General features: G+C 56.8%; 11 protein-coding genes and 1 tRNA gene. 6 read left to right on the top strand and 6 right to left on the bottom strand.

Features of this window, described 5'->3' with window-relative positions; all coding sequences use genetic code 11:
- Nucleotides 1–50: 50 nt before the first annotated feature.
- Entirely contained in the window at nucleotides 51–1052 is a 1002-nt protein-coding gene (locus J1G35_RS27740; RefSeq protein ID WP_053137697.1) for a sensor domain-containing diguanylate cyclase, read from the top strand.
- 14 nt (nucleotides 1053–1066) lie between these two features.
- Here the strand turns inward: J1G35_RS27740 and J1G35_RS27735 are convergent, their stop codons facing one another.
- From J1G35_RS27735 to gabD, 3 genes are all read right to left on the bottom strand, one after another.
- On the bottom strand, nucleotides 1067–2275 hold the full coding sequence (locus J1G35_RS27735) for an HDOD domain-containing protein (RefSeq protein ID WP_223016584.1): 1209 nt from the start codon (nucleotides 2273–2275) through the stop codon (nucleotides 1067–1069).
- A 208-nt stretch (nucleotides 2276–2483) separates the two neighbouring features.
- Entirely contained in the window at nucleotides 2484–3761 is a 1278-nt protein-coding gene (gabT, locus tag J1G35_RS27730) for a 4-aminobutyrate--2-oxoglutarate transaminase (RefSeq protein WP_053137701.1), read from the bottom strand.
- Nucleotides 3762–3942: 181 nt separating this feature from the next.
- A complete protein-coding gene (gabD, locus tag J1G35_RS27725; RefSeq protein WP_223016583.1) occupies nucleotides 3943–5385 on the bottom strand; it encodes an NADP-dependent succinate-semialdehyde dehydrogenase in 1443 nt (480 codons plus the stop codon).
- Between the two features lie 370 nt (nucleotides 5386–5755).
- Between gabD and J1G35_RS27720 the strand changes: the two genes are divergently transcribed.
- A tRNA-Arg gene (locus tag J1G35_RS27720) sits at nucleotides 5756–5832 on the top strand.
- A gap of 872 nt (nucleotides 5833–6704) precedes the next feature.
- On the opposite strand, the gene dsr1 is transcribed toward J1G35_RS27720, so the two are convergent.
- Complete coding sequence (gene dsr1 / locus J1G35_RS27715; RefSeq protein WP_223016582.1) at nucleotides 6705–10532, bottom strand: anti-phage defense-associated sirtuin Dsr1; 3828 nt, start codon at nucleotides 10530–10532, stop codon at nucleotides 6705–6707.
- A 536-nt stretch (nucleotides 10533–11068) separates the two neighbouring features.
- Here dsr1 and J1G35_RS27710 point away from each other — a divergent pair.
- Entirely contained in the window at nucleotides 11069–12136 is a 1068-nt protein-coding gene (locus J1G35_RS27710) for a hypothetical protein (protein WP_223016581.1), read from the top strand.
- Nucleotides 12137–13265: 1129 nt separating this feature from the next.
- Here J1G35_RS27710 and J1G35_RS27705 read toward each other — a convergent pair.
- The gene (locus J1G35_RS27705; protein WP_223016580.1) at nucleotides 13266–14414 is read right to left on the bottom strand and encodes a PIN domain-containing protein; all 1149 of its coding nucleotides are present in this window, start codon (nucleotides 14412–14414) and stop codon (nucleotides 13266–13268) included.
- A 708-nt stretch (nucleotides 14415–15122) separates the two neighbouring features.
- Between J1G35_RS27705 and J1G35_RS27700 the strand changes: the two genes are divergently transcribed.
- The 3 genes from J1G35_RS27700 to J1G35_RS27690 all read left to right on the top strand — a co-directional run bounded on the left by J1G35_RS27700 (nucleotide 15123) and on the right by J1G35_RS27690 (nucleotide 18736).
- Nucleotides 15123–15899, top strand: coding sequence for an AraC family transcriptional regulator (locus J1G35_RS27700; protein WP_223016579.1), 777 nt, complete (start codon nucleotides 15123–15125; stop codon nucleotides 15897–15899).
- A gap of 103 nt (nucleotides 15900–16002) precedes the next feature.
- On the top strand, nucleotides 16003–16908 hold the full coding sequence (locus tag J1G35_RS27695; protein WP_223016578.1) for a DMT family transporter: 906 nt from the start codon (nucleotides 16003–16005) through the stop codon (nucleotides 16906–16908).
- Between the two features lie 130 nt (nucleotides 16909–17038).
- Entirely contained in the window at nucleotides 17039–18736 is a 1698-nt protein-coding gene (locus J1G35_RS27690) for a cobalamin-dependent protein (RefSeq protein WP_256243924.1), read from the top strand.
- Nucleotides 18737–18844: 108 nt separating this feature from the next.
- On the opposite strand, the gene J1G35_RS27685 is transcribed toward J1G35_RS27690, so the two are convergent.
- Nucleotides 18845–19909 carry a 2,3-butanediol dehydrogenase gene (locus tag J1G35_RS27685; protein ID WP_262417447.1) on the bottom strand — a complete coding sequence of 355 codons (1065 nt, stop codon included), beginning with the start codon at nucleotides 19907–19909 and terminating at the stop codon, nucleotides 18845–18847.
- Between the last annotated feature and the right edge of the window lie 383 nt (nucleotides 19910–20292).

Below are 20292 nucleotides of genomic sequence, written 5' to 3'. Positions count from 1 at the left end.
TGTAGTGACCGCTGCTCGATCTTGCGGCGCGCCCAGAGAGAGTTGTACCGATGGTTCACGAAAAGTCCTGCTTACCCGATACGCCCACTGCTGAGCCGCCGCGCCCAGCAGCTGCGGCGACCCTGCTGGCGCTGATGCACGCCCAGGGTGAAGTCGAGCGGCTGAGTGAGCGCGAACAACTGCTCAGTTCTCTGCTGGTCAGCGTGAACGCCGTGCTGTGGGCCATCGATTGGCAAACCCGCCGCGTGCTCTACGTGAGCCCGGCGTATGAGCGGATTTTCGGACGCTCCGCCGGCCTGTTACTGGCCGACCACCGGGAATGGCGCAACAGCATTCACCCCGAAGACCTCGACTACGCCGAACACAGCCTGGCCCGTGTGCTTGAGCTGGGCGCCGTGGAGGACCGCGAGTACCGCATTATCACCGCCGACGGGCAGATCCGCTGGCTGAGCGACAAGTGCTACATCAACCAACAGGTCGAGCCCGGCGAACCGGTGATCGTCGTCGGCATCGCCGAGGACATCACTGAAAAAAAGCAGCTGGAACTGGAGTTGCACCGTCTCGCCACCACCGACGTGCTGACCCAGAGCAGCAACCGCCGGCACTTCTTCGAATGCGCCAACCAGGCCTTCGACAGCGCCTGCGCCCAAGGTGCACCGCTGGCCTTCCTGTTGCTGGACATTGATGACTTCAAGGACGTGAACGACACCTACGGCCACCTGGAGGGCGACCAGGTGCTGCGGCGTATCGCCGAGAGCGGTCGCGGGGTGTTGCGCCGTGGCGATCTGTTCGGGCGCATTGGCGGCGAAGAATTCGCGGCCGTGTTGCCGGGTTGCGCGCCGGAGATGGCCCTGCAAGTGGCTGAGCGCCTGGGCCGGGAGATCCAGGAGCTGAGTTTCAGCTACGAAGGCCAGACGTTCGGCGTGACCATCAGCCAGGGACTGGCCAGCCTGACCGAGGAAGACTCAACCCTGGACAGCCTGTTCGCCCGCGCCGATGCCGCGATGTATGAGGCCAAGCGCCTGGGCAAGAATCGTGTGATTGCGGGTTAGAACTTCATTGTTCTCTAAGGCTTGCGCAGCCTCATCAGCTCCGACAAACCAATCTTCAGCAAGCGCGCGGTCTTGCCGCGGGCCAGCTCTTCCAGCCCTTCATGCTCGGTCAAACGAGCCATTTGCGCAGCCAGGTTCACCACCAGCGCATCCCGGGCGTACACCCCGCCCTCCAGGGAATAGGTCGCCGCAATCAATTGGCGCAACTCCAATGGCAACCGCCACCGGGCGCGCAGGGCTGAGCCATAGGCGGCGCCAAAGGTGTAGAGGGACTCGCCAATCGCTTCGTCATCCAGCGCCCCGCCGCCTTGGCGCCACTCTTCCAGGCAGCGCAACAACGCCAGGTCGCCTAACCGGTGCAGGATGCCGGCGCAGTAACAACGCTCGTCGTCCAGCCCAAACATACGCGCGAGGCCCCGAGCATAGTCGGCGGTGTCTTGGGACAATTGCCAATGGCGCTCGGCGTACGCCACCAGGCCCGGGTCACCCAATACCACGTTGTGCTTGAGGGCCAGGCCGAGGATCAGGTTCATGCTTTGCCCGGCGACGAGCTTGTGCAACGCCTCGGGCAGGGTTTGCACCGGCGAGCCGTGATGGCCGGCGCTGTTGGCAGCGGCGATCAGCACGGCGGTGATTTGCGGGTCCATGCGCACCTGGTCTTCCAGGTGCTTGAGGTCCAAGCCGTCGGGCCCGAGGCTGGCTTGCACGGCGGCTTTCACATCGACCCGCAACGGCGCGCCATCGGACGCTTCGCGACGGCGTTCGAGGAACACGGGCAACGTCATGCCAGGCGCCAGCGACGGAATCTCGCAGTACACGTTTTCGCCTTCGTTAAGCAGCAGGTCCTGCAGGCGCTGGGTCAGGCTTTCCATGTTCAGGGGTTTGGTGAGGTACGCCGTGGGCGCCAGGGGCAGGGCTTCGCGCACACTGGCGCTGTCATTGCGGCTGCTCAGCAGAATGAACGGCAGCGCGGGCGCGCGGCGCGTCTGACGCACGTTGCGCAACAAGCTGAGGCCATCGATGCCCGGCAGCTCCCAATCCGCCAGGATCAAGTCGTAGGCCTTTTCCCGCAGCAGCGTGGCGGCCTGCTGCCCATCGGCACACACATCCAGCCGCGCGTCGCAGCGCACATTCAACAACACTTGCTTGAGCAGATCCCGTGACCAAGGGTCCGCCTCGGCAATCAACACTCGGGGTACAGCCGGCAAATCAACAGCAGTCATCCAGCACGCTCCATCGGCAATGCTTGCAACCTTAGACAATGACGCCGACTGCGTAAAATGTTGGGGCACAAAAAAACCGCCGAAGCGGTTTTTTGTTGTTTGTAGGCGCGAGCTTGCTCGCGAAGACCGTCAACGATAACGCGGGCAACCAGAATAGCGCGGTGCCTGGGCGTTTTTCGCGAGCAAGCTCGCTCCTACAGGGCCTGTGTTACAGCTCGGAGAAGCACTCTTCGATGATTGCCAGGCCTTTGTCCAACAGCTCGTCCGGTGCGGTCAGCGGGACCAGTACGCGCAACACGTTGCCGTAGGTGCCGCAGGACAGCAGGATCAGGCCCTTGTCACGCGCCTTGGCCACCACGGCCGCAACAGCAGCAGCGTTTGGCTTGTGGCTGTCGCCGTCTTCAAACAACTCGACCGCGATCATCGCGCCCAGGGCACGCACATCGCCGATCACCGGGTACTTGGCTTGAATCGCCTTGAGGCCAGTCACCAGGCGCTCGCCGACAGCCTTGCAGCGGTCCAGCAGGTGCTCTTCTTCGAACACTTCCATCACCGCCAACGCAGCGGCGCAAGCGATCGGGCTACCGGCGTAGGTGCCGCCCAGGCCACCTGGGGCAATGGCGTCCATGTACTCGGCCTTGCCGCACACACCGGCCAGCGGGAAACCGCCAGCGATGGATTTGGCGAAGGTGGTCAGGTCGGCGGCAACGCCCATCTGTTCCATGGCGAAGAAGGTACCGGTACGGCCGGCACCGGTTTGCACTTCGTCGGCGATCAGCAGGATGCCGTGCTTGTCACACAGTTCGCGCAGGCGCTTCATGAATGGCTTCGGCGCGACGTAGAAACCGCCTTCGCCCTGTACCGGCTCGATGATGATGGCGGCGATATCACGCGGCTCGGCATCGTTCTTGAAGATGCGCTCGATGCTGGCGATGGAGTCGTCGTCGCTGACACCGTGCAGTTCGTTCGGGTACAGTGCGCGGAACACGCCGCCGGGCATCAGGCCCATGCCGGCCGAGTAAGGCACGACTTTACCGGTCAGACCCAGGGTCATCATGGTGCGGCCGTGGTAGGCGCCGGTGAAGGCGATCACGCCAGCACGGCCAGTCGCGGCACGGGCGATTTTCACGGCGTTTTCAACGGCTTCGGAACCGGTGGTGACCAGCAGGGTTTTCTTGGCGAAATCGCCTGGGACCTTGGCGTTCACTTTTTCGCACACTTCTACGTACGGCTCGTAGGCCAGTACCTGGAAGCACGTGTGGGTCAGCTTGTTCAGCTGCTCGGTCACGGCGGCGATGATTTTCGGGTGCACGTGGCCGGTGTTCAGCACGGCGATACCGCCGGCGAAGTCGATGAACTCGCGACCTTCAACGTCGGTCACTGTGGCGTTCTTCGCGGATTCGGCGAAGATCGGGTGAATCTGGCCAACACCGCGCGGTACAGCGGCTTCGCGGCGTTTCATCAGGGAAGCGTTGGTCTTGCTCATAAAGTCCTCATTCGCCACTCATCGGGTGGCGTTGTTCAAGGAATACGTGACGGGGAGGCAACTACGGCAGCATGCGATGATCGACTGCCACAGCTTTCCCGGCCACTACGAATAACGGTGTGAAACACGCAAAGGGTCAGCGCTCTCGTGCCCTTTGCGTTTACTGCAATCCCTTCCCGGCTTAGATGCCCAGGCAGAGGTATTTGATTTCCAGATAATCCTCGATCCCGTACTTGGAGCCTTCACGGCCCAGGCCCGAGGCCTTGATGCCGCCGAACGGCGCCACTTCGTTGGAGATCAACCCGGTGTTGACCCCGACCATGCCGTATTCCAGGGCCTCGGCCACACGGAACACACGGCCCAGGTCGCGGGCGTAGAAGTAGGAAGCCAGGCCGAACTCGGTGTCGTTGGACATCGCGATCACTTCAGCTTCGTCTTTGAAGCGGAACAGCGGCGCCAGCGGGCCGAAGGTTTCTTCTTTGGCAACGGCGGCGTTTTTCGGCACGTCGACCAGGATAGTCGGTTCAAAGAAGTTGCCTTCCATGACCTTGCCACCGGCCAACAGCTTGGCGCCTTTGCTCAGGGCGTCGGCGATGTGTTCCTGGACCTTGGCCACGGCTTTTTCGTCGATCAGCGGGCCAGTGGTGGTGCCTTCTTCCAGACCGTTGCCGATCTTCAATTTGGCCACCGCCACTTTCAGTTTTTCGGCGAACGCGTCGTACACCGAATCCTGGATGTACAGGCGGTTGGCGCAGACGCAGGTCTGGCCGTTGTTGCGGTACTTGGAGATGATCGCGCCTTCGACGGCCTTATCCAGGTCCGCGTCGTCGAACACGATGAACGGCGCGTTGCCGCCCAGTTCCAGGGAAACTTTCTTGATGTCCTTGGCGCATTCGGCCATCAACTGGCGACCGATTTCGGTCGAGCCGGTGAAGGACAATTTACGCACGATCGGGTTGCTGGTCAGCTCGCCGCCGATGTCGCCGGCGCTGCCGGTAACCACGCTCAGCACGCCTTTCGGGATACCGGCACGGTGCGCCAGCTCAACCAGGGCCAGGGCCGAGAACGGGGTTTGCGAAGCAGGCTTGATCACCATGGTGCAACCGGCGGCCAAGGCCGGGCCGGCTTTACGGGTGATCATCGCGGCCGGGAAGTTCCACGGAGTGATGGCGGCGGTCACGCCGATAGGCTGCTTGATCACGATCAGGCGCTTGTCGGGCTGGTGGCCGGGGATCACGTCGCCATAGATGCGCTTGGCTTCTTCGGCAAACCACTCGATAAAGGACGCGGCGTAGACGATTTCGCCCTTGGCTTCAGCCAGCGGCTTGCCTTGTTCCAGGGTCATCAGGCGACCGAGGTCGTCCTGGTTTTCGATCAGCAGCTCAAACCAACGGCGCAGCTTGTTGGCGCGCTCCTTGGCGGTCAGCGCACGCCAGGCCGGCAGCGCCTTGTCGGCAGCTTCGATAGCGCGACGGGTTTCCGCAGCGCCCATCTTTGGCACGGTGCCGATAATCTCGCCCGTGGCAGGGTTGTTGACCTTGATGGTCTGACCGTTGTCCGCATCCACCCAAGCGCCATCGATAAAGGCTTGCTGGCGGAACAACAGGGAATCTTTGAGCTGCATGTCGGCTTTCCTTAACAGCACCGCGCGCACGCGGAGCGAATTAGAGTTGTTGAAAGGCGCCTTGTGGGCTGCCGTCAGGGAAATCAGCCCCCGCGCGCGCGATCAATAAATAGCGCACGAGAGACAGAGCGTTTGAAATCTCAAACGAATCCTAGGATCAATGGGGGTACAGGGCAATAGTCTGTTCGAAAAAAAGAACGAAAACGGCGCATTTGCCGGATTTTTCTGATCAGCGTGATTTGAGCGCGTTCCGCCGCGTTGACCAACGGCGCCCGGCGCAGGGCCTCCGCGCGGCAAATGCCTACGTTTGAACGGCCAAAGACCGGCATGGACGCCCAAGGTCGACATGGGTATGATGTCGCCCGCACAAGCATCCGTAGCTCAGCTGGATAGAGTACTGCCCTCCGAAGGCAGGGGTCGTGGGTTCGAATCCCGCCGGGTGCACCACATACTAGTTTCTGGTTGTCTCAGACAGTCTACGAAACACCCTAAGAAGCCCGCCTTGTGCGGGCTTTCTTGTTTCTGGCTATCTCTCCTTGCCTCTCCCTATATATTCCCCTCGTGTATCCCTTCATGTACCTTCTGAAATAATTGAAACTGAGGGGTACAAGGAAAATGAAGCGCAGCGAGATAAAACGCAGCCCTTTAGCCGACACCGTGCCTCTGGCAAAGCCGACATCGCGGAATATCAGTTTTCTAGAATTGCGAAAGAAGAGCCCAAGGCTCAATGGATGAGATCACTACAGGACCGAGCGGCGCAGTTGGCTTCGATGGCTCATGATCAAAAATTATTTACTTCAGAGATCGCCTCCGTAGTAGATCGAACGCGAAGCCTACTCAAGCTTCCGATTGCCCAGCAATTCGTACCATTGAGCAACGAAACCTATCTCACCGAGTGGCCCGACGCCCGCCAACCTTGATAATTGTTAACGGGGTGACGGGTTGGCCAACCTCCCAAGGGACTAACTTTTGCTAACAGTCCGCGAGCGCTCTCATCGACTCCAGGCCGATCCGACGTCAACATTTGTCAACATCGCGACAGGCCCCGCACTCGATCCAATGTCAGGTTTTGTCAGGTTCTGGTGCGCGCTTGATGTCAAGTTTTGACAAGTTCTCGACCTGAAAAAAGGTTAAGTTTTGTTAAGTCGCCGGCGCTGACCAGATCGGGCGGTATCCACTCTGGTATCCACCGTAGAAGGTCGGTGTGCCCCGTCGAGCTAATGCTCAACGCGAAAGTCGAAGACGCTCAAGCTATTTTTTCTTGCTGAAGCGGACTTCAACGGCCTTTTAAAAAAGACCGTTGAGCCGCCTTTACTGAATTACCTTCCCCGTCTACGAGAGTACTCGGTGAGTCGCTGATACTGGGCTTCATGAGTCAGCAAAGGGCTTGTCTGCGCTATCGCATTGAGACACTGCTGCAGCTCACGTGGAGCCCACGGCTGATCATCAATTATTGCGTTCAGAAGTCGCAAGGCATCCATAGGAAAGCGATTGCATAATCCTGACTCATATAATTGATGCACTACGTAGTGCGGATGTTCTATCGGGAGCAACCAATCCTGTACAGCCAAAAACGCACTCGAAAACTCAGGGCCCGCAGCAATACTTAATCTAACCAAAGACTCGGCTATACCACTGGTTGCGAGCGCTCGGTTTTTCGGCCAGATATGCTGCCAGAATGGCTGAACTCGATTCCTCCAGTAATCCTCGCGTTGATCAGCAGCACCTTCAAGCGCCTGCGAGAGTGCTTGGGCCGATTCTTGAAGCCCTTCTTGAGGTAAAGCACCGAAAGCGGCCCGAAACTCCTCCACCGTGTAGCCATCAATCTGCTCTAAGGCAGCGTAAGTCAAAAATGCAGCAAACTGTTGGGTGTGCTCACCCAAGTCAACATAATGATCTGCCGTTTCAAGAAAATATGGTTTGAATGCGACTAGTAGTGGACGATAAAGCCGAGGTGACCACAGGAAACCCTCCCACACGGCCTTGGCTTCTATTGGATTTGTAGTCCAGCTAAACAAGGGCAATAGGTACTGCTCAGTCCACGGGCGATCCACACGGAAGAGAGCAATTAAAGAGGCAGCTAACAACACGCGACCGTGACGGAATCGGTCGACCCTTACATCGCATAGCTGAGCGAAGATAGGCTCGATATCACTCGGAAGAAAATCACCATCATTCGGCCCACGCTTGAACCAGAAATTTATTATCGCCTGTGTGACGTGCCCTACGGGATGATTGATCGCTTCCGTAACGGGTTGGTTGAGTGGTGCGCCATTCTGCATCATGCCCGAGTCGGCCTCCAACGGCAGTGCCAATAACCGGCTGCATAACTCTAGAAAAATTAACTCATGTCGGCCAATAGCTTTGGAAATTTCTTGCAGCCAGCGGCCCAAGGCATGGGGAAGCTCCAAGAGAATCTCATCCGGCATTCCATGTACGATGGGTGCCGCATATCTCCACGACTGCTGCGCCCTTCGCTGCTCGCTCCAGACATATAGCGCCTCCTTCCAGCGTTCTGCAGGCCAAACTGCCGCTTCTGCTAAGTCACTCAACGCGTAAAGGCTATTCAGCAAGTGTTTTCGACAGACTTCGCGCCAAGTATCTTCATGGCGGAAATGGTGTTCCGGAGCAGGTTGCTGAAGCCAACACACCAGGTCTACCCGCTTACGCGGTGCAACTTCTAATTCTCGATGCTCGTCAAAGTCAGGATCTCCTGTTCCGCTCATCCAATGGGAGAACTCATCGCGCTCGTTTGTAGCCAATTCCCACTGAGGGTGGGCTATTGAAATCTCATCCAAACGTCCTGAAGCCATGGGCCCCAACACCAGTCCGGAAAGCTTTAACTTGGAAAGATGGAGCCATACGGAGCGCTCGACCAAATGTTTCCATCTATCAGGGGTGAGGTCCTCTTTATACATTTCACGAGGAGGTCCCACCATAATTGCCTCCTCCAACCGGCCTTGTGCGGGATGCGTCAATAACTGGCCTTGCAACACAAGAAGACGCAAAACCTCCCGCTGGGTTTCAGGTGCCCACAACCACCATGCTTCGTCGGCCAACAGCCACTCTGTCCATTGCTCTGGAGCAATACAGCCACCCTGGCCGCCAGCGTAAAAAGCCAATCGTTTGAATGTGGGATAGGGGATTTCGAACCATCCCTGGGCAATACGCAGCGCGCGAAGGGCATCAGTTTTGCGCACTGCCAACCAAGAATCTCGCACAAGCTCGATTAAGGAAACCCACTCACGAAAGCCACGGTTCTGACGATGCGGAATAATCGAGGGTAGGTCCCAATAAGATCGATCGCTGCGATCATCCGCCTCGCCCAATTCGCACAGTAGATCTAATGCATCACGCAGTAGTTGCTGAAAATCCTCTAACAACAACGGCAGCGCGGACGCCCAGTCATCACCCGAGAGGTCTTGAAATGTGGATTGAGCGTGATCCGTTGCCAGCACTATTTCCCAATCTACGATCTGTCGAAGGCGAGTGGGCTCGACGTTTACACTTGGCTCTTCATACCATCGAAATGGCTTCTTCAATGTAACCTTAGGCGCAAGTAGTTCTCGCAACTCCAAGCGCAGCGTTGCAGTCAGCCCGTCCCATTTCAAGCGATCTTTCCAACGATAAATGTCTAGCTCGCGCCAAGGCGACTTGACCCTTCCAGTGAGTAACAGACGCCAAAGCGTTCGCATTAAAGAACCTGGGATTCCGTTGGGCTCATGCTTGCGAATCTCGTCCAGCTCTGCCGATTTACCCTCACGCTCCAACCGAGCAAACTCATTTAGGCGATCTTCGATCAGAAACTGCAGACGCTCATGTAATTGCCCGCCTCGCTGGGCGATCCAAATAACGAGCTGGGGATCATTTAGGTGCCGGACTAACCAACGGGCAATATAAAACATCACCTCATCCCATTGAGACCCAGAAGGACCTCCAGAAACCAGCATCTGAGCTGGCGCAAGGGGGTATGGGGCTGGGCGGCGAACAAAACTGAAGCGCAGCTTTGCATCAACCTCGACACGCGGAGGAACGCCAAAATGGGACAGATCACCGTGTTGATATCGCTCCAAGGAAAAAGCATCGAGCAACCAATCAAGTGACGGAACTGGATTAAACATTGCAAACTGTCGAGCTGGCAGTCCGGACTTGTCGGACAAAGCCCATAGCATTCGACCAACAAAATCATCTTGGCGTGTGCTCGCAGATGGTCGAGCTAGGGCATGGTTTATGACTATCCGCTCTTTACCCGTAACACCATCACGGTAAGTTTCCGCCCAGGCCTGTAAGGTTTTATGCAGGGCCCAATGATCATGGCTATCGGCAATCACGTCGTAAAGGATCGGGGTAACGCCCTTAGCCTCCCACTCTACTTTCTTGAGATGTTCTTGCCCGGGCACGCAGTCTCCTAATGCCCAAGCCTGTGGCGTAATCTCCCCCAGCATTCGATCTGCAGCCAATGCATCCATCATGTAGCGCAAGACGGGATCATTGATGCTATATCCCACAAAGCAAACCACATAGTTTCGGAACAACTCGCTCACGAAGCGCGCAGCCCAGCGCTCCGTGAGATATGCCAAACCAAAGTCACCGCTCGTCATCACTAAGCGATTTAAGGCCGTTTCATCTGTGTTTTTTGGTAGTAGGCCATGCAGATAAACGAGACCATTCCAGCGACTTTTTTTAGGAATAGGCAGCATCGGAGCAGAGTATGCCTGGAACCTCTGATGCGAGCGCTTTGCTGCGGTATCGAAAACGCGATCAAAGTTAGTTGTGACCAGTCGCAACGCTCCTTCGCGGCTCCGAGCCAACGTAAGCAAAGCTTCATGTGTCTCTGTCGCGCCTTTGCGACGAAGCTTAGGCTTAAGCACATTTGCTAGAGCTAGTCTTACCGCGAGGCGCTGTCCAGGCAGTCGTCGCTCTAGCAGATCTAGCGTTGCATCAAACTGACCTTGACTGAATACCTCTTTCTCAATGTCTGTAAGCGCCGTGCCGGTCAGTTTATAAATTTGCTCTACCAATCCCTTGAAGCCTGGCAGCCCCGCAGGATAAGAAATCCCAGCACCACAGAAAAAGACAACCCGACCTTCTTCATGAGCCTGCAATAGCTCCTCTGGGATGTCAGGACCATTAGTGACAAATTGCATTCCCTTGTCCTTTTTAGTTTGCTTGATAGCACGACGCCATCTTGGCAAGGGTTTATTTAGCACAAAGTCTCGTCTTCGCCTATTGAACCTATGATTGCTAGAAAATCCGGGAATCTCCTGCACCACAGGACCAGCGTGATGCTCGTGCAACAGCGTAAACAGCCCAGCAACGACGAAGGCTCGTCGCTTGGGTACGCGCACGGTTGCTACGCGTTCGGGTACGTACCAGTAGCAGGTTCGCGCGGAGGTTCGCACTTTTGGTTCGCACCCTCTTACGCGAACCTGGTGCGAACCAGGCGGCCAGCCTGTTATGAAAAGTTATGGTTGCCAGGCGCTGGTTTCCACTATGGTTTCCAGGGTTTTGTAGTGGTTTCCACTGAAAGCCGACTTATAAAAAGGACAAAGTCTACAATCAGGACATGCCACAAGGTAATCGAAGACCAACCTATCTCATTACGAATTTCTTTTACCTCGGACCTCGTATTGGTCACAGTTGCAAGCTGTATGCTGCCCATAGGATCGAAGGAGTGAAGTCTATGCACCCACGGCTCAAAGCACCTAGCACCCACCTACCTGAAAAATTCCATGCTGCATTTGAGCTATGTTTTGCAGCACATGACGTCATCGCTCAATTACTTGTATCTGGTATGGAGGCTGGGCTGTTCGTAAAAAATATTAAATTTCAAAATCATGAAGATAAAGCTTCCTTTGAGGAGGCAGATGACATCTTTGAATGGTTCAAAAGTAGCGGCCGATTGGAGGATAAGGTAGATGTACTAGTAAGCTTGGTTTTCCCTGCTGTTTTATCCGATATGTTGCACTGTATTTTTGAGGCGTTAGAGACCTCCCGCAAAGGCAAGCTTGCTATTTCCTACATGCTGCTTAGGAAGCCCTTGCAAGAAAGCCTTTATCTACTCGAATCGGTAATTGCAAATAAAGAAGATTTTGCCGAGAAGCTTTCTATAGATCCGCTGAAATTACGCCCGCAAAATGCTGGTGGCGTACCTGGGCATACCAAGCGCATTCAAAAGGTGCTAGAGATAATCGGCGAGCAGGATAAATTTGATGCCGAATATTTAGCAAAGCTTCGGTATGACAAATTGGAGCAAGATAGCTTTGACGGAATATGCAATAAGGCGATGCACTTATTCACAGAGCATCATGCATTAAGAACAGAGCCACATAACGTGAACTTTATATTTTCAGGGGAAGAAGAAATAGAAGGGCAGTGGTCATTTCTTTACAGCAGACTCCCCTACGTCCTCATATACGTGGCCTCACTGAGTGATTATATTTCCTTGCGGTATGCTGAAACACTGCCTTTATACATTGATGACATCAAGCGTAGGCTTACTGCCCTGTCGTTGATCAGCACATCTTCCACTGACGCTGAGTACATAACAGAGCAATGGAAAACTCTGATAGCCACGAACTATAACTGGCTGCTCGGACATTGCGACGAGAATGGATATCGAGCACCAGAGCCTAACGATCTAATCAAGATGGGATCTACAGGAGCATTCCCAGGAGAGACGAACAAAAGCGTCAAGGCTAGAGCCCGAATCTACGATAAAATTTCGGACGTAAACAAAACCCGCTCTTAGTAAGTCCGCTCCCATCAGCGAAGCTGAATCCTGACTCATATCTAAAATGAAAAACGCATATGGCACAACGCGCCCAGTGGGGGGTAAGAAGTTCTGTACTCGCCCTCGCCTACGAAGTATACGTGCTACTGATCCCCCTGAAGGCCCCCAGACGGATACCCCCTTATGTCCCGCTTACTTTTACCCGGCCTTTACCGAATCGCTGGCGAATGTGAGACAGGCATAAGACGGATTCAGCGAGCGTGGCCGTCTGAGGCTAACCCCGTGCGGAGGCCGTCAAAGTTAAGGGTTTTTCCGTCTCATACCCCTGACAGACCCCTGACGGATTCTGGACAGGCTCTGGACATATGTGGAGGCCGCGGATCATCCAAGTCCGCCTAGGAACCAACGCGTGCGCCGGCTGGCGGCAGATCTGGTAGGCGACCGGATAGCTACCTCGTCCAGAATCGGGGAGAGCCGCGACGGTCATTTGCTTGACCAGTGGCCCAGAATCGAACCAGGTAAACGCCTCCAGAATCCTTGACCAGCCTTGACGCAACCTTGACGAAATTCTTGACAGGTCTTGACGGATTTATCTGGTGCCACCAGCAGTTGGATCGCTGAAAGCCACGCAGGACAAAGCTTTGCGGGCATTCGCGCAGATTGGCCAGCCTTAGCCTCGTCAAGAATTCTAGAGGTACCCGTCAAGGTAATTGCTCGATCAATATCAAGGCCCTGCTGACGGGATGGGGTGGTGAAATACCGGGCCAGACAAACCCTTAGGGCCCCAGGCAATACTAGACAGGCCCTAGACGGATTTCCGACGACAGAACACGGCCAAGTTGCCCGCAGCCCAAGCAATATGCCGCTCACAGAGTTAAAGGTGGCGTGCTGGCGCTAGACGTCCGTCAAGTATTTTCCGGGGCTTCTAACGACCTGACAGCAGGTCGGAGCAGGTGATGAACGAATTGTTCACCCTGGAGCGAAAACTGGTCAGCGCGCCAGGCTGTCCGGCCCCAGGATTCCAAGTAGCTGCTCACGTTCCGCTGGTGACATCTGCAGGTCGTCTGCTAGCCCCCGCTTCATTCCCGCGCCAGAATCGACCACGCATCAATGAACGAGCACTCAAACTATAGGGGGCTCAGATTACTTAATCGAAAAAATCAGGTTCGACATCCATGGGCTCACAGTCGTAACTGCCTTGAGCAATATCGATTTCAATATCCCAGTCTTCTGGAGAAGAGTCGCCTTGCACGCCGGAACATGTCAGATAAGCTTGGACTTCAATGACTACCGATGACGCAAATGAATCTGAGCCAATAGAAATCTCTTCACGATCGATGGAATCCCAAGCGAAGAAATCGACGTATACTGATAAATCGACCTCGGCCTTAATTGCCAGCTCGATGACCCATGTTGCCTTATCATCACTTAGCGACCAGACTTCGGCAGCATCAATTTCGAAAGAGCTGAGCTGCGCATCGTTAACTTCGGCCTCTACACGCGACACAGTACCGCTAACCACGTTATCCGCGCTCCATGAAGCGTTAACCACATGCTCGACAAGCGCGTCGTTAACTGCGTCTTTGACTGGGGAGCCATCCGTTTTCACAGCATCTATGACTTTTTGCTCTACAGCCTGAGCGTGCTCATCGGTTGCAGCAAATAAAGCAGCAAGCTCTTCAATAGATCTTACGCAGTACAAATAATCCGACTCATCTGCAAATGTGCTCCAGCCTTCATCGCCGGAAGCAACAATTCCCATCGTGCGCTTTTCCTCTGCATGCCCTTCAAGCAACAACAGGGAAGCAGCATCAGGGAATTCTGATTTCTTATCTTTCCGCTTTGCAAAAGGTGCTTCGCCAGCAAAATAGAGGTTAAACATCTGCTGTGCCAGATTACTCCCTGCAACCGGTAGGACATCACCACCGCCGCAGCTATTAGCGTACGCCTCAACTTCATCGCGGAAGGCTTTCGAAGCAGTTCGTTCTACATCCAGTCCGTCGAATAATCCATCAATGTGCTCCATCGGTGCAGTGGCAAGGCGCTTTAGGCTGCCCGAGGCCGTTTTAAAGCTTCCAACAGCCTCCATTACTTTGACCATCCGATGAGCCACAATTTCGCGAACAACAACGTCAGACAGATACAGGGCCATTGTGTCCGGAAGCTGCCTGGGTAACTGCTTCAATGCGCCCTCAGCGAAATTGTAGCCGGCGCTTTGGATGAGATCAGTGTCCAATGAGAAGAAGGAGACATCCCCCTCCCACAACTGGGCTGCGGTGGGCATTCCTTTGGGCATAACTCAGCACTCCTTGATCGCAGGTGGCCAGCATAGATCCAAACGATAAGGACTTCCATAGAGCGAGGGAAAGGAAAGGCACTACCCTATTCCGGGGTGGTGCTGGCACGGGGGAATATCAAGAACGCCTCTGTGCGGCGGAAGTGCCACACCGCGACAGCACTACCTCCTCAGAAGTGAGGAGCTAGATAATCATGCCGCTTTTGGACTGGTCCATCAGTGCAGTGGCGATGATGACCACTTCTTTACACCCACGGCGGGTTTATCAAGATCGCGGTACCGCTCGTCGGGGATGGAGCAACGAATCTCGACGGCTTTTTCAGCCAGCGTGAAACCGGCCGAAAACACCCCAGCAGACAGTACCGTGTATCCCCTGGTGTATCCCTCGGAAAATCGAAGAAGACCAAGCCCTCTGAAAACGGCAACATCACCTCCAGGTTCAAACGGCGCCGGGCATATAGCAGTCTCGGGCTATCTCAGACAGTCTACGCCCCCCCCAAGAAGCCCGCCCCGTGCGGGCCTTCTTGTTTCTGACGACCCGTGAATCCCCCCTGTCGCGCCTTTTAATCAAGCGCCTTAGCGTCCTCATAAACACAACCCCAAACCCAACAATAACAACACCCCCCAGCCAAAATCCCCCCAAATACAGTCTGGCATCCAAACACAACAGTAACGTACGCTAAGCCCCTCACCCCCGGAGACTCACGGATGAGCACCCCCACCCCCCAATCGCTCTCCCTCTCATTGCGCTCCTACTCCGGTCAGGTCGAGCTTCACCAGCACGACTTTCATCAAATCGTGCTCCCTCAATCCGGGTCGATGGAGATTGAGGTCGACGGTCGAGGTGGCAAGGTCGATGCGAGTCAGGGGGTGGTGATTTCTGCTGGGGCTCGGCATACGTTCCTGGCCAATACCCATAACCGTTTCCTGGTGCTGGACGTCTCGACCGAGCGTGGCGAGGCGCAGAAGGGTACGGTTGCGTCATTTGACCCACTCAACGACAAGCGCTTTTTTGCGGTCAGGCCCGATATACGGCATTTGCTCGATTACGCCAGCTGCAACGGGGCACAGTTGGTCGGCTCGCTCGCGATGGCCGAGTCCTGGAGTCGGTTGCTGTTGTGTTCGTTATTGCAGCCCGAGGTTGCGCGGAGCGATCCCGGTCAGTTCATTCTTGCTCGCGCGCTGGCCTACATCGAGCAGCACTTGGGCACGGCCCTGACGGCGCATGATATTGCGCGTTATGCGGGCACCAGTGAGCGGCGCTTGTATGTGCTGTTTGGGCAGCACCTGAACACAACGCCGTTCTCGCATATCGCGAACTTGCGTCTGAATCTGGCCATTGACCTGCTGCGCCAAACGTCTTTGTCGATCATTGATATTGCGCATCGCGCCGGGTACGCCGACCAGAGTGCGTTAACCCATGCCCTGAAGAAAGCCCGCCATCTGACGCCGGCCGTGGTGCGAAAACAAGGGCGAGATCACTGAAAAAACAGCAGTCCCGAACAATTCTTTGGCGGGCCTGATCAATACTCGCTCTCTCGACCTTTCTATTGTTCCCGCTTGAGGATTATCCGCAGACGGGGCTTGCATGAGCATTTCCAACCCATCCATCACCCTTGCCAAGGGCACCGCCAGTGCGACGCTGATCGGGGTGATTGCCGTGTTTTTGTGGGCGTGCCTGGCGCTTCTGACCACCTTGACCGCCGGGATCCCGGCCTTTCAGTTGCTGGCTTTGAGCTTCGCGGTCGCGTTCGTGGCCAGCCTGTGCGTGCTGGGGATGCGTGGCGCAGCAGGGTTCAGCAGTTGGCGCCAACCGTGGTCTGTGTGGGCGACGGGGTTTGCCGGGATCTTCGTCTATCACGCGTTGTATTTCTTTGCCCTGAAGGCCGCGCCTGCGGCTGAAGCCAGCCTGATTGCCTACCTGTGGCCGCTGCTGATCGTGCTGCTGTCGAGCTTTGCCACCGGCGAGTCGCTGCGCAAGCGCCAGCTGTTGGGCGCCTTGCTCGGCTTGGCGGGGACGGCCTTCATCATGCAACTGCGGGCCCGGAGTGACAGTGCGTCGATGCCGGTTATCGGTTACGCCGCCGCCTTTGCGTGTGCCTGGGTCTGGGCGATTTATTCGGTGTTCAACCGGCGGTTCAGCCATGTTCCGAGCAGCATAGTCGGGGGTATTTGCGGGCTGGTGGCTGTGGCCGGGGGGCTCTGCCACCTGGCGTTCGAAACCACGGTGCGGCCTGAGCCGGGCCAGTGGGCGGCGATCATTGCCCTGGGTTTGGGCCCGGTGGGGCTGGCTTTTTTCGCCTGGGACCACGCGACCAAGCACGGAAACCTATCGATGCTGGGCGCCCTGTCTTACCTGGCGCCGCTGTTCTCCACGCTGCTGCTGATTGCCGTGGGGCAAAGCGATGCCAAGCCGATCTTGATGATTCCCGCGGTGTTGATCATTACTGGGGCGGTCATCGCCACTTCACGCTCACGCACGACCTCGCGTTGATCTCGACGGGTAAGGAGACAGGGAAATGAACTTGATAGCTTCGCAGGGAACCATGAGGATCGAGAGCGACGGGCCGAGTTTTTCAGTCGCACCCACGCGGCCCTTACTCAGTCATCTGGGAAAGCCATCGTTGCTGAACAGCCGAACCGGCATCCGTCGTCGCGCCCATGGCGAGGCGCCTCGTGTGCTGCTGTTTGTGCCGCCCTACACACGCCTGATCGAGCCCACGTCACACGACAGCGCATTTGCCCGCATCGGCATTGATACGTTCGAAGTGATGAAGCGTGCCGGTACGCCTATCGGCCTGTTGCGCATCGCCACGGTAGCCCGCCGTGCCGGTTATGACGTGCAGATCGTCGATTCGCCCTTTGCCGGCTGGTCCCAGGAGCACAGCCTGGTCAAGGTCGACCAAGGGCATCTGATCCGCTACGGCCTGACCGATACGCAGATACGCGAAATCATCGAAACCGCGCAGCCCGATATTGTCGGGATCCAGTGCAACTACACCGTGCAATGGGGCAATGCACGGGCGTTGGCCGAGCTGGTGAAAACCCTCGATCCCAACCTGGTGCTGGTCACTGGCGGCGCTCACTCCAGTGGTGACTGGAAGAACGCACTGCTGGATTCGGCCTTCGACTTTGCGCTGATCAATGAAGCTGACCGCGCCTTTACCCTGCTGCTGGATGCCTTGACTCACGAAGGCACAGACATCAATGCCGTACCTGGGGTGGCGTACCGCGACAGCCGGGGGCAACTGATTCGGCCCACCCAGAAGTCCAGCTACCTGAGCATCATCCCCAAGCGGCAGGACCTCGAAGAGCGGCTGGGCGTCATGCCCTTGCCGGACTTCAGCTTTCTGGACATGAAGCATTACCTGCAACCTTATCACTCCTCAGGGGCACGCGTACGCAAACATGGCGCCTGGGCGCAGATATTCTCCACGATTGGCTGCAACGTGAACTGTAACTTCTGCTACATCCCGAAAATCAACGGCCCTTGGCGTGCACTTGGCCTGGACTGGTTTGACCTGCACCTGGCCGATCTGGTGAAACAAGGGGTCACTGAAGTGCTGATCGAGGACGATCACCTGATGCACGACCCGTTGTATGCGATGGAGGTTGGCAAGCTCCTGAAAAAACATGACTTGCCCTGGGTCGAAGAAGGCGGGTTGAGCCTTTTCAACCTGATCCTGCTGCATTTGGGCGAACGCTTCATCGACCAGATGGATGAGAAGGAGCGCAAGAACCCGCAATATCGCAATGTGATCGAGGCAGTAAAAGGCGGGCTCACGGCCAGGAAGTTCATTCGCTCGATTGCCGAAAATGGCTGCTACAACATCTACCTCGCGGTGGAGAGCGCGAACGAAGACAGCCTGGTCAATTCCAACAAATCCCGACTTAACGCGATCCAGCACTCGACGTTCGAGCTCATCGAGATTTTTACCGAGCACGGCATTCAGGTCACCGGCGGGTTCATGCTGGGGTTCGTCAATCCCCCCGGCGGGCCTGGGCAAAAGCCTTTTGTTGAGAGCCTGGAACTGATCGACCGCACCATCGATTACGCGGTCAACCTCATGGGCGCCGGGATGGCGTACGCCAACCCGTTTATCGTCACGCCGATTCCCGGGACGTCGATGTGGGAATACCAGCAGCAGTATGTGGTGCGTCACTACGACAACGGTTGGTCCCATGAAAAAGCCACGATGGCGACCGACCAATGGAGCGCCGAGGACATCGAGAAAGCACGCATGGAGTTACTGGTTCGGGCCAACGGCGCTGATCGTGTCCGGGAGATGGTGCGTCGCGGCACCTGGCCCGTGGATGCGTGATTGAAGGCCGCCGGCTGCGAGGATTTTTAGCGTCATACCGACAATCTTGCCCCCACTCCCCTCCTCAGTCTGGCTTGGGGAGTCAGGAGTGGGGTCACAGCCCACGCTTCAGACCCGAGCAGGCGACACAATGATCTTCACATTGTGTTCCTTGTTTTTAACCAGTTCCTCGAAGCCCTGGCCCACGATCTCCTCCAGCTGAATGCGCCCCGTGACCAGCGGCGAGATGTCCAGCCGCCCATCCGCGATAAACGCAATCACGTCGGCGAACTCACCGTTATAGGCCAGCGCGCCGAGTACCTGTTTCTCCGTGGCCACCAACTCGAAAAAGTTGAACTCGCTGGGTTCTTCGAAGATGCCCACCAGTACACACTTGCCGGCCTTGCGGATCAGGTCGATGGCGAGTTTGGCCGTGTGTTTGTTGCCGATGCATTCGAAACTGACATCCGCGCCGAGCCCGCCGGTCAGGCGGCGTACTTCGGCCAGGGCATCGCATTCGTTGGGATCGAGCACATGGGTCGCGCCCACTTCCCGGGCCTTGGCCTTGCGCGCGCCGGACATTTCCAGCGCGATCACCTGCGCCGCGCCCGCCGCCTTGGCGCACATGATGGTACACAGGCCGATGGTGCCGGCACCGACCACCACGACGTTTTGCCCGAGCAGGCTTCCGGCTTTTTTCACCGCGTGCATGCCGACGGCCAGCGGCTCGATCAGTGCGCCGGCTTCAGCTGGAAAGTTCGCCGGTAGCTTGTACAGCAGGTTGGCGGGCACGTTGACCAGTTCGGCGAAGGCGCCGTTGTTCATCAGGCCGGTAAAGGCCAGGTTCTCGCAAATGTTGTACAGCCCGTGGGTGCAGTAATAGCAGGTGCCGCAATGTTGGCAGGCATCGGCCGCCACCGGCTCGCCGACGCTGAAGCCCTGCACGCCGGCACCGAGTTCGACGATCTCGCCACAAAACTCATGACCGAGAATGCACTGGCCCTTAATCCCGGTCAGCGGGTGCGGAGCGTCAACCGGGATGAACACCGGTCCGGCCACATACTCATGCAGATCGGACCCGCAAATGCCGCACCATTGCACGCGGATCTGCACCCAACCGGCAGGCGGCGAAACGGGCAGCGGCACGTCTTCGACGCGGATATCGTTACGACCGTGCCAGACAGCGGCACGCATGCTGCGTTGCGAATTGCTCGAAAGGCTCATAGCGAAGTCTCCTTGAAACGGTTGGCACTCGCGCACCGGGTGGGTTGCAAGGGGCTAGAGCAAGGCCAGTGCCAGCTGTGCAAAAACGCCTGGATACGCCTTTCTTAGAGCCGCCGAATGGAACCCCAAGGATGGTCGGTATCGAGGTCAAACGAGACGCGCCATGCCAGAACGTGTGCGGTCGCGATGAGACCGTGAGACGTTGCGTCTCAGCGCAAGCCCTAATGCCAGTCAGTTAAGGAGTAGAACGGGTAAAAGTAACCTGTGGCGAGCGGGCTTGTCCCGCGTTGGGGTGCGAAGCGCCCCTGATGAAGACGAATGCGGTGTATCAGGCACTCCTCTGCGCCTGGTTT

Origin of the sequence: Pseudomonas sp. SH10-3B (assembly GCF_019891415.1) — a bacterium.
In the GTDB taxonomy this organism is placed as follows: Bacteria; Pseudomonadota; Gammaproteobacteria; order Pseudomonadales; family Pseudomonadaceae; genus Aquipseudomonas.
The sequence above is the reverse complement of the archived record's forward strand: the minus strand, read 5'-3'. Positions and strand labels throughout refer to the sequence as shown.

Excerpts from the sequence above, each read along its gene's own strand:
- J1G35_RS27740 (WP_053137697.1), top strand. The coding sequence starts at position 51 with ATGGTTCACGAAAAGTCCTGCTTACCCGATACGCCCACTGCTGAGCCG.
- J1G35_RS27735 (WP_223016584.1), bottom strand. The coding sequence starts at position 2,275 with ATGACTGCTGTTGATTTGCCGGCTGTACCCCGAGTGTTGATTGCCGAG.
- gabT (WP_053137701.1), bottom strand. The coding sequence starts at position 3,761 with ATGAGCAAGACCAACGCTTCCCTGATGAAACGCCGCGAAGCCGCTGTA.
- gabD (WP_223016583.1), bottom strand. The coding sequence starts at position 5,385 with ATGCAGCTCAAAGATTCCCTGTTGTTCCGCCAGCAAGCCTTTATCGAT.
- dsr1 (WP_223016582.1), bottom strand. The coding sequence starts at position 10,532 with ATGCAATTTGTCACTAATGGTCCTGACATCCCAGAGGAGCTATTGCAG.
- J1G35_RS27710 (WP_223016581.1), top strand. The coding sequence starts at position 11,069 with ATGCACCCACGGCTCAAAGCACCTAGCACCCACCTACCTGAAAAATTC.
- J1G35_RS27705 (WP_223016580.1), bottom strand. The coding sequence starts at position 14,414 with ATGCCCAAAGGAATGCCCACCGCAGCCCAGTTGTGGGAGGGGGATGTC.
- J1G35_RS27700 (WP_223016579.1), top strand. The coding sequence starts at position 15,123 with ATGAGCACCCCCACCCCCCAATCGCTCTCCCTCTCATTGCGCTCCTAC.
- J1G35_RS27695 (WP_223016578.1), top strand. The coding sequence starts at position 16,003 with ATGAGCATTTCCAACCCATCCATCACCCTTGCCAAGGGCACCGCCAGT.
- J1G35_RS27685 (WP_262417447.1), bottom strand. The coding sequence starts at position 19,909 with ATGCGTGCCGCTGTCTGGCACGGTCGTAACGATATCCGCGTCGAAGAC.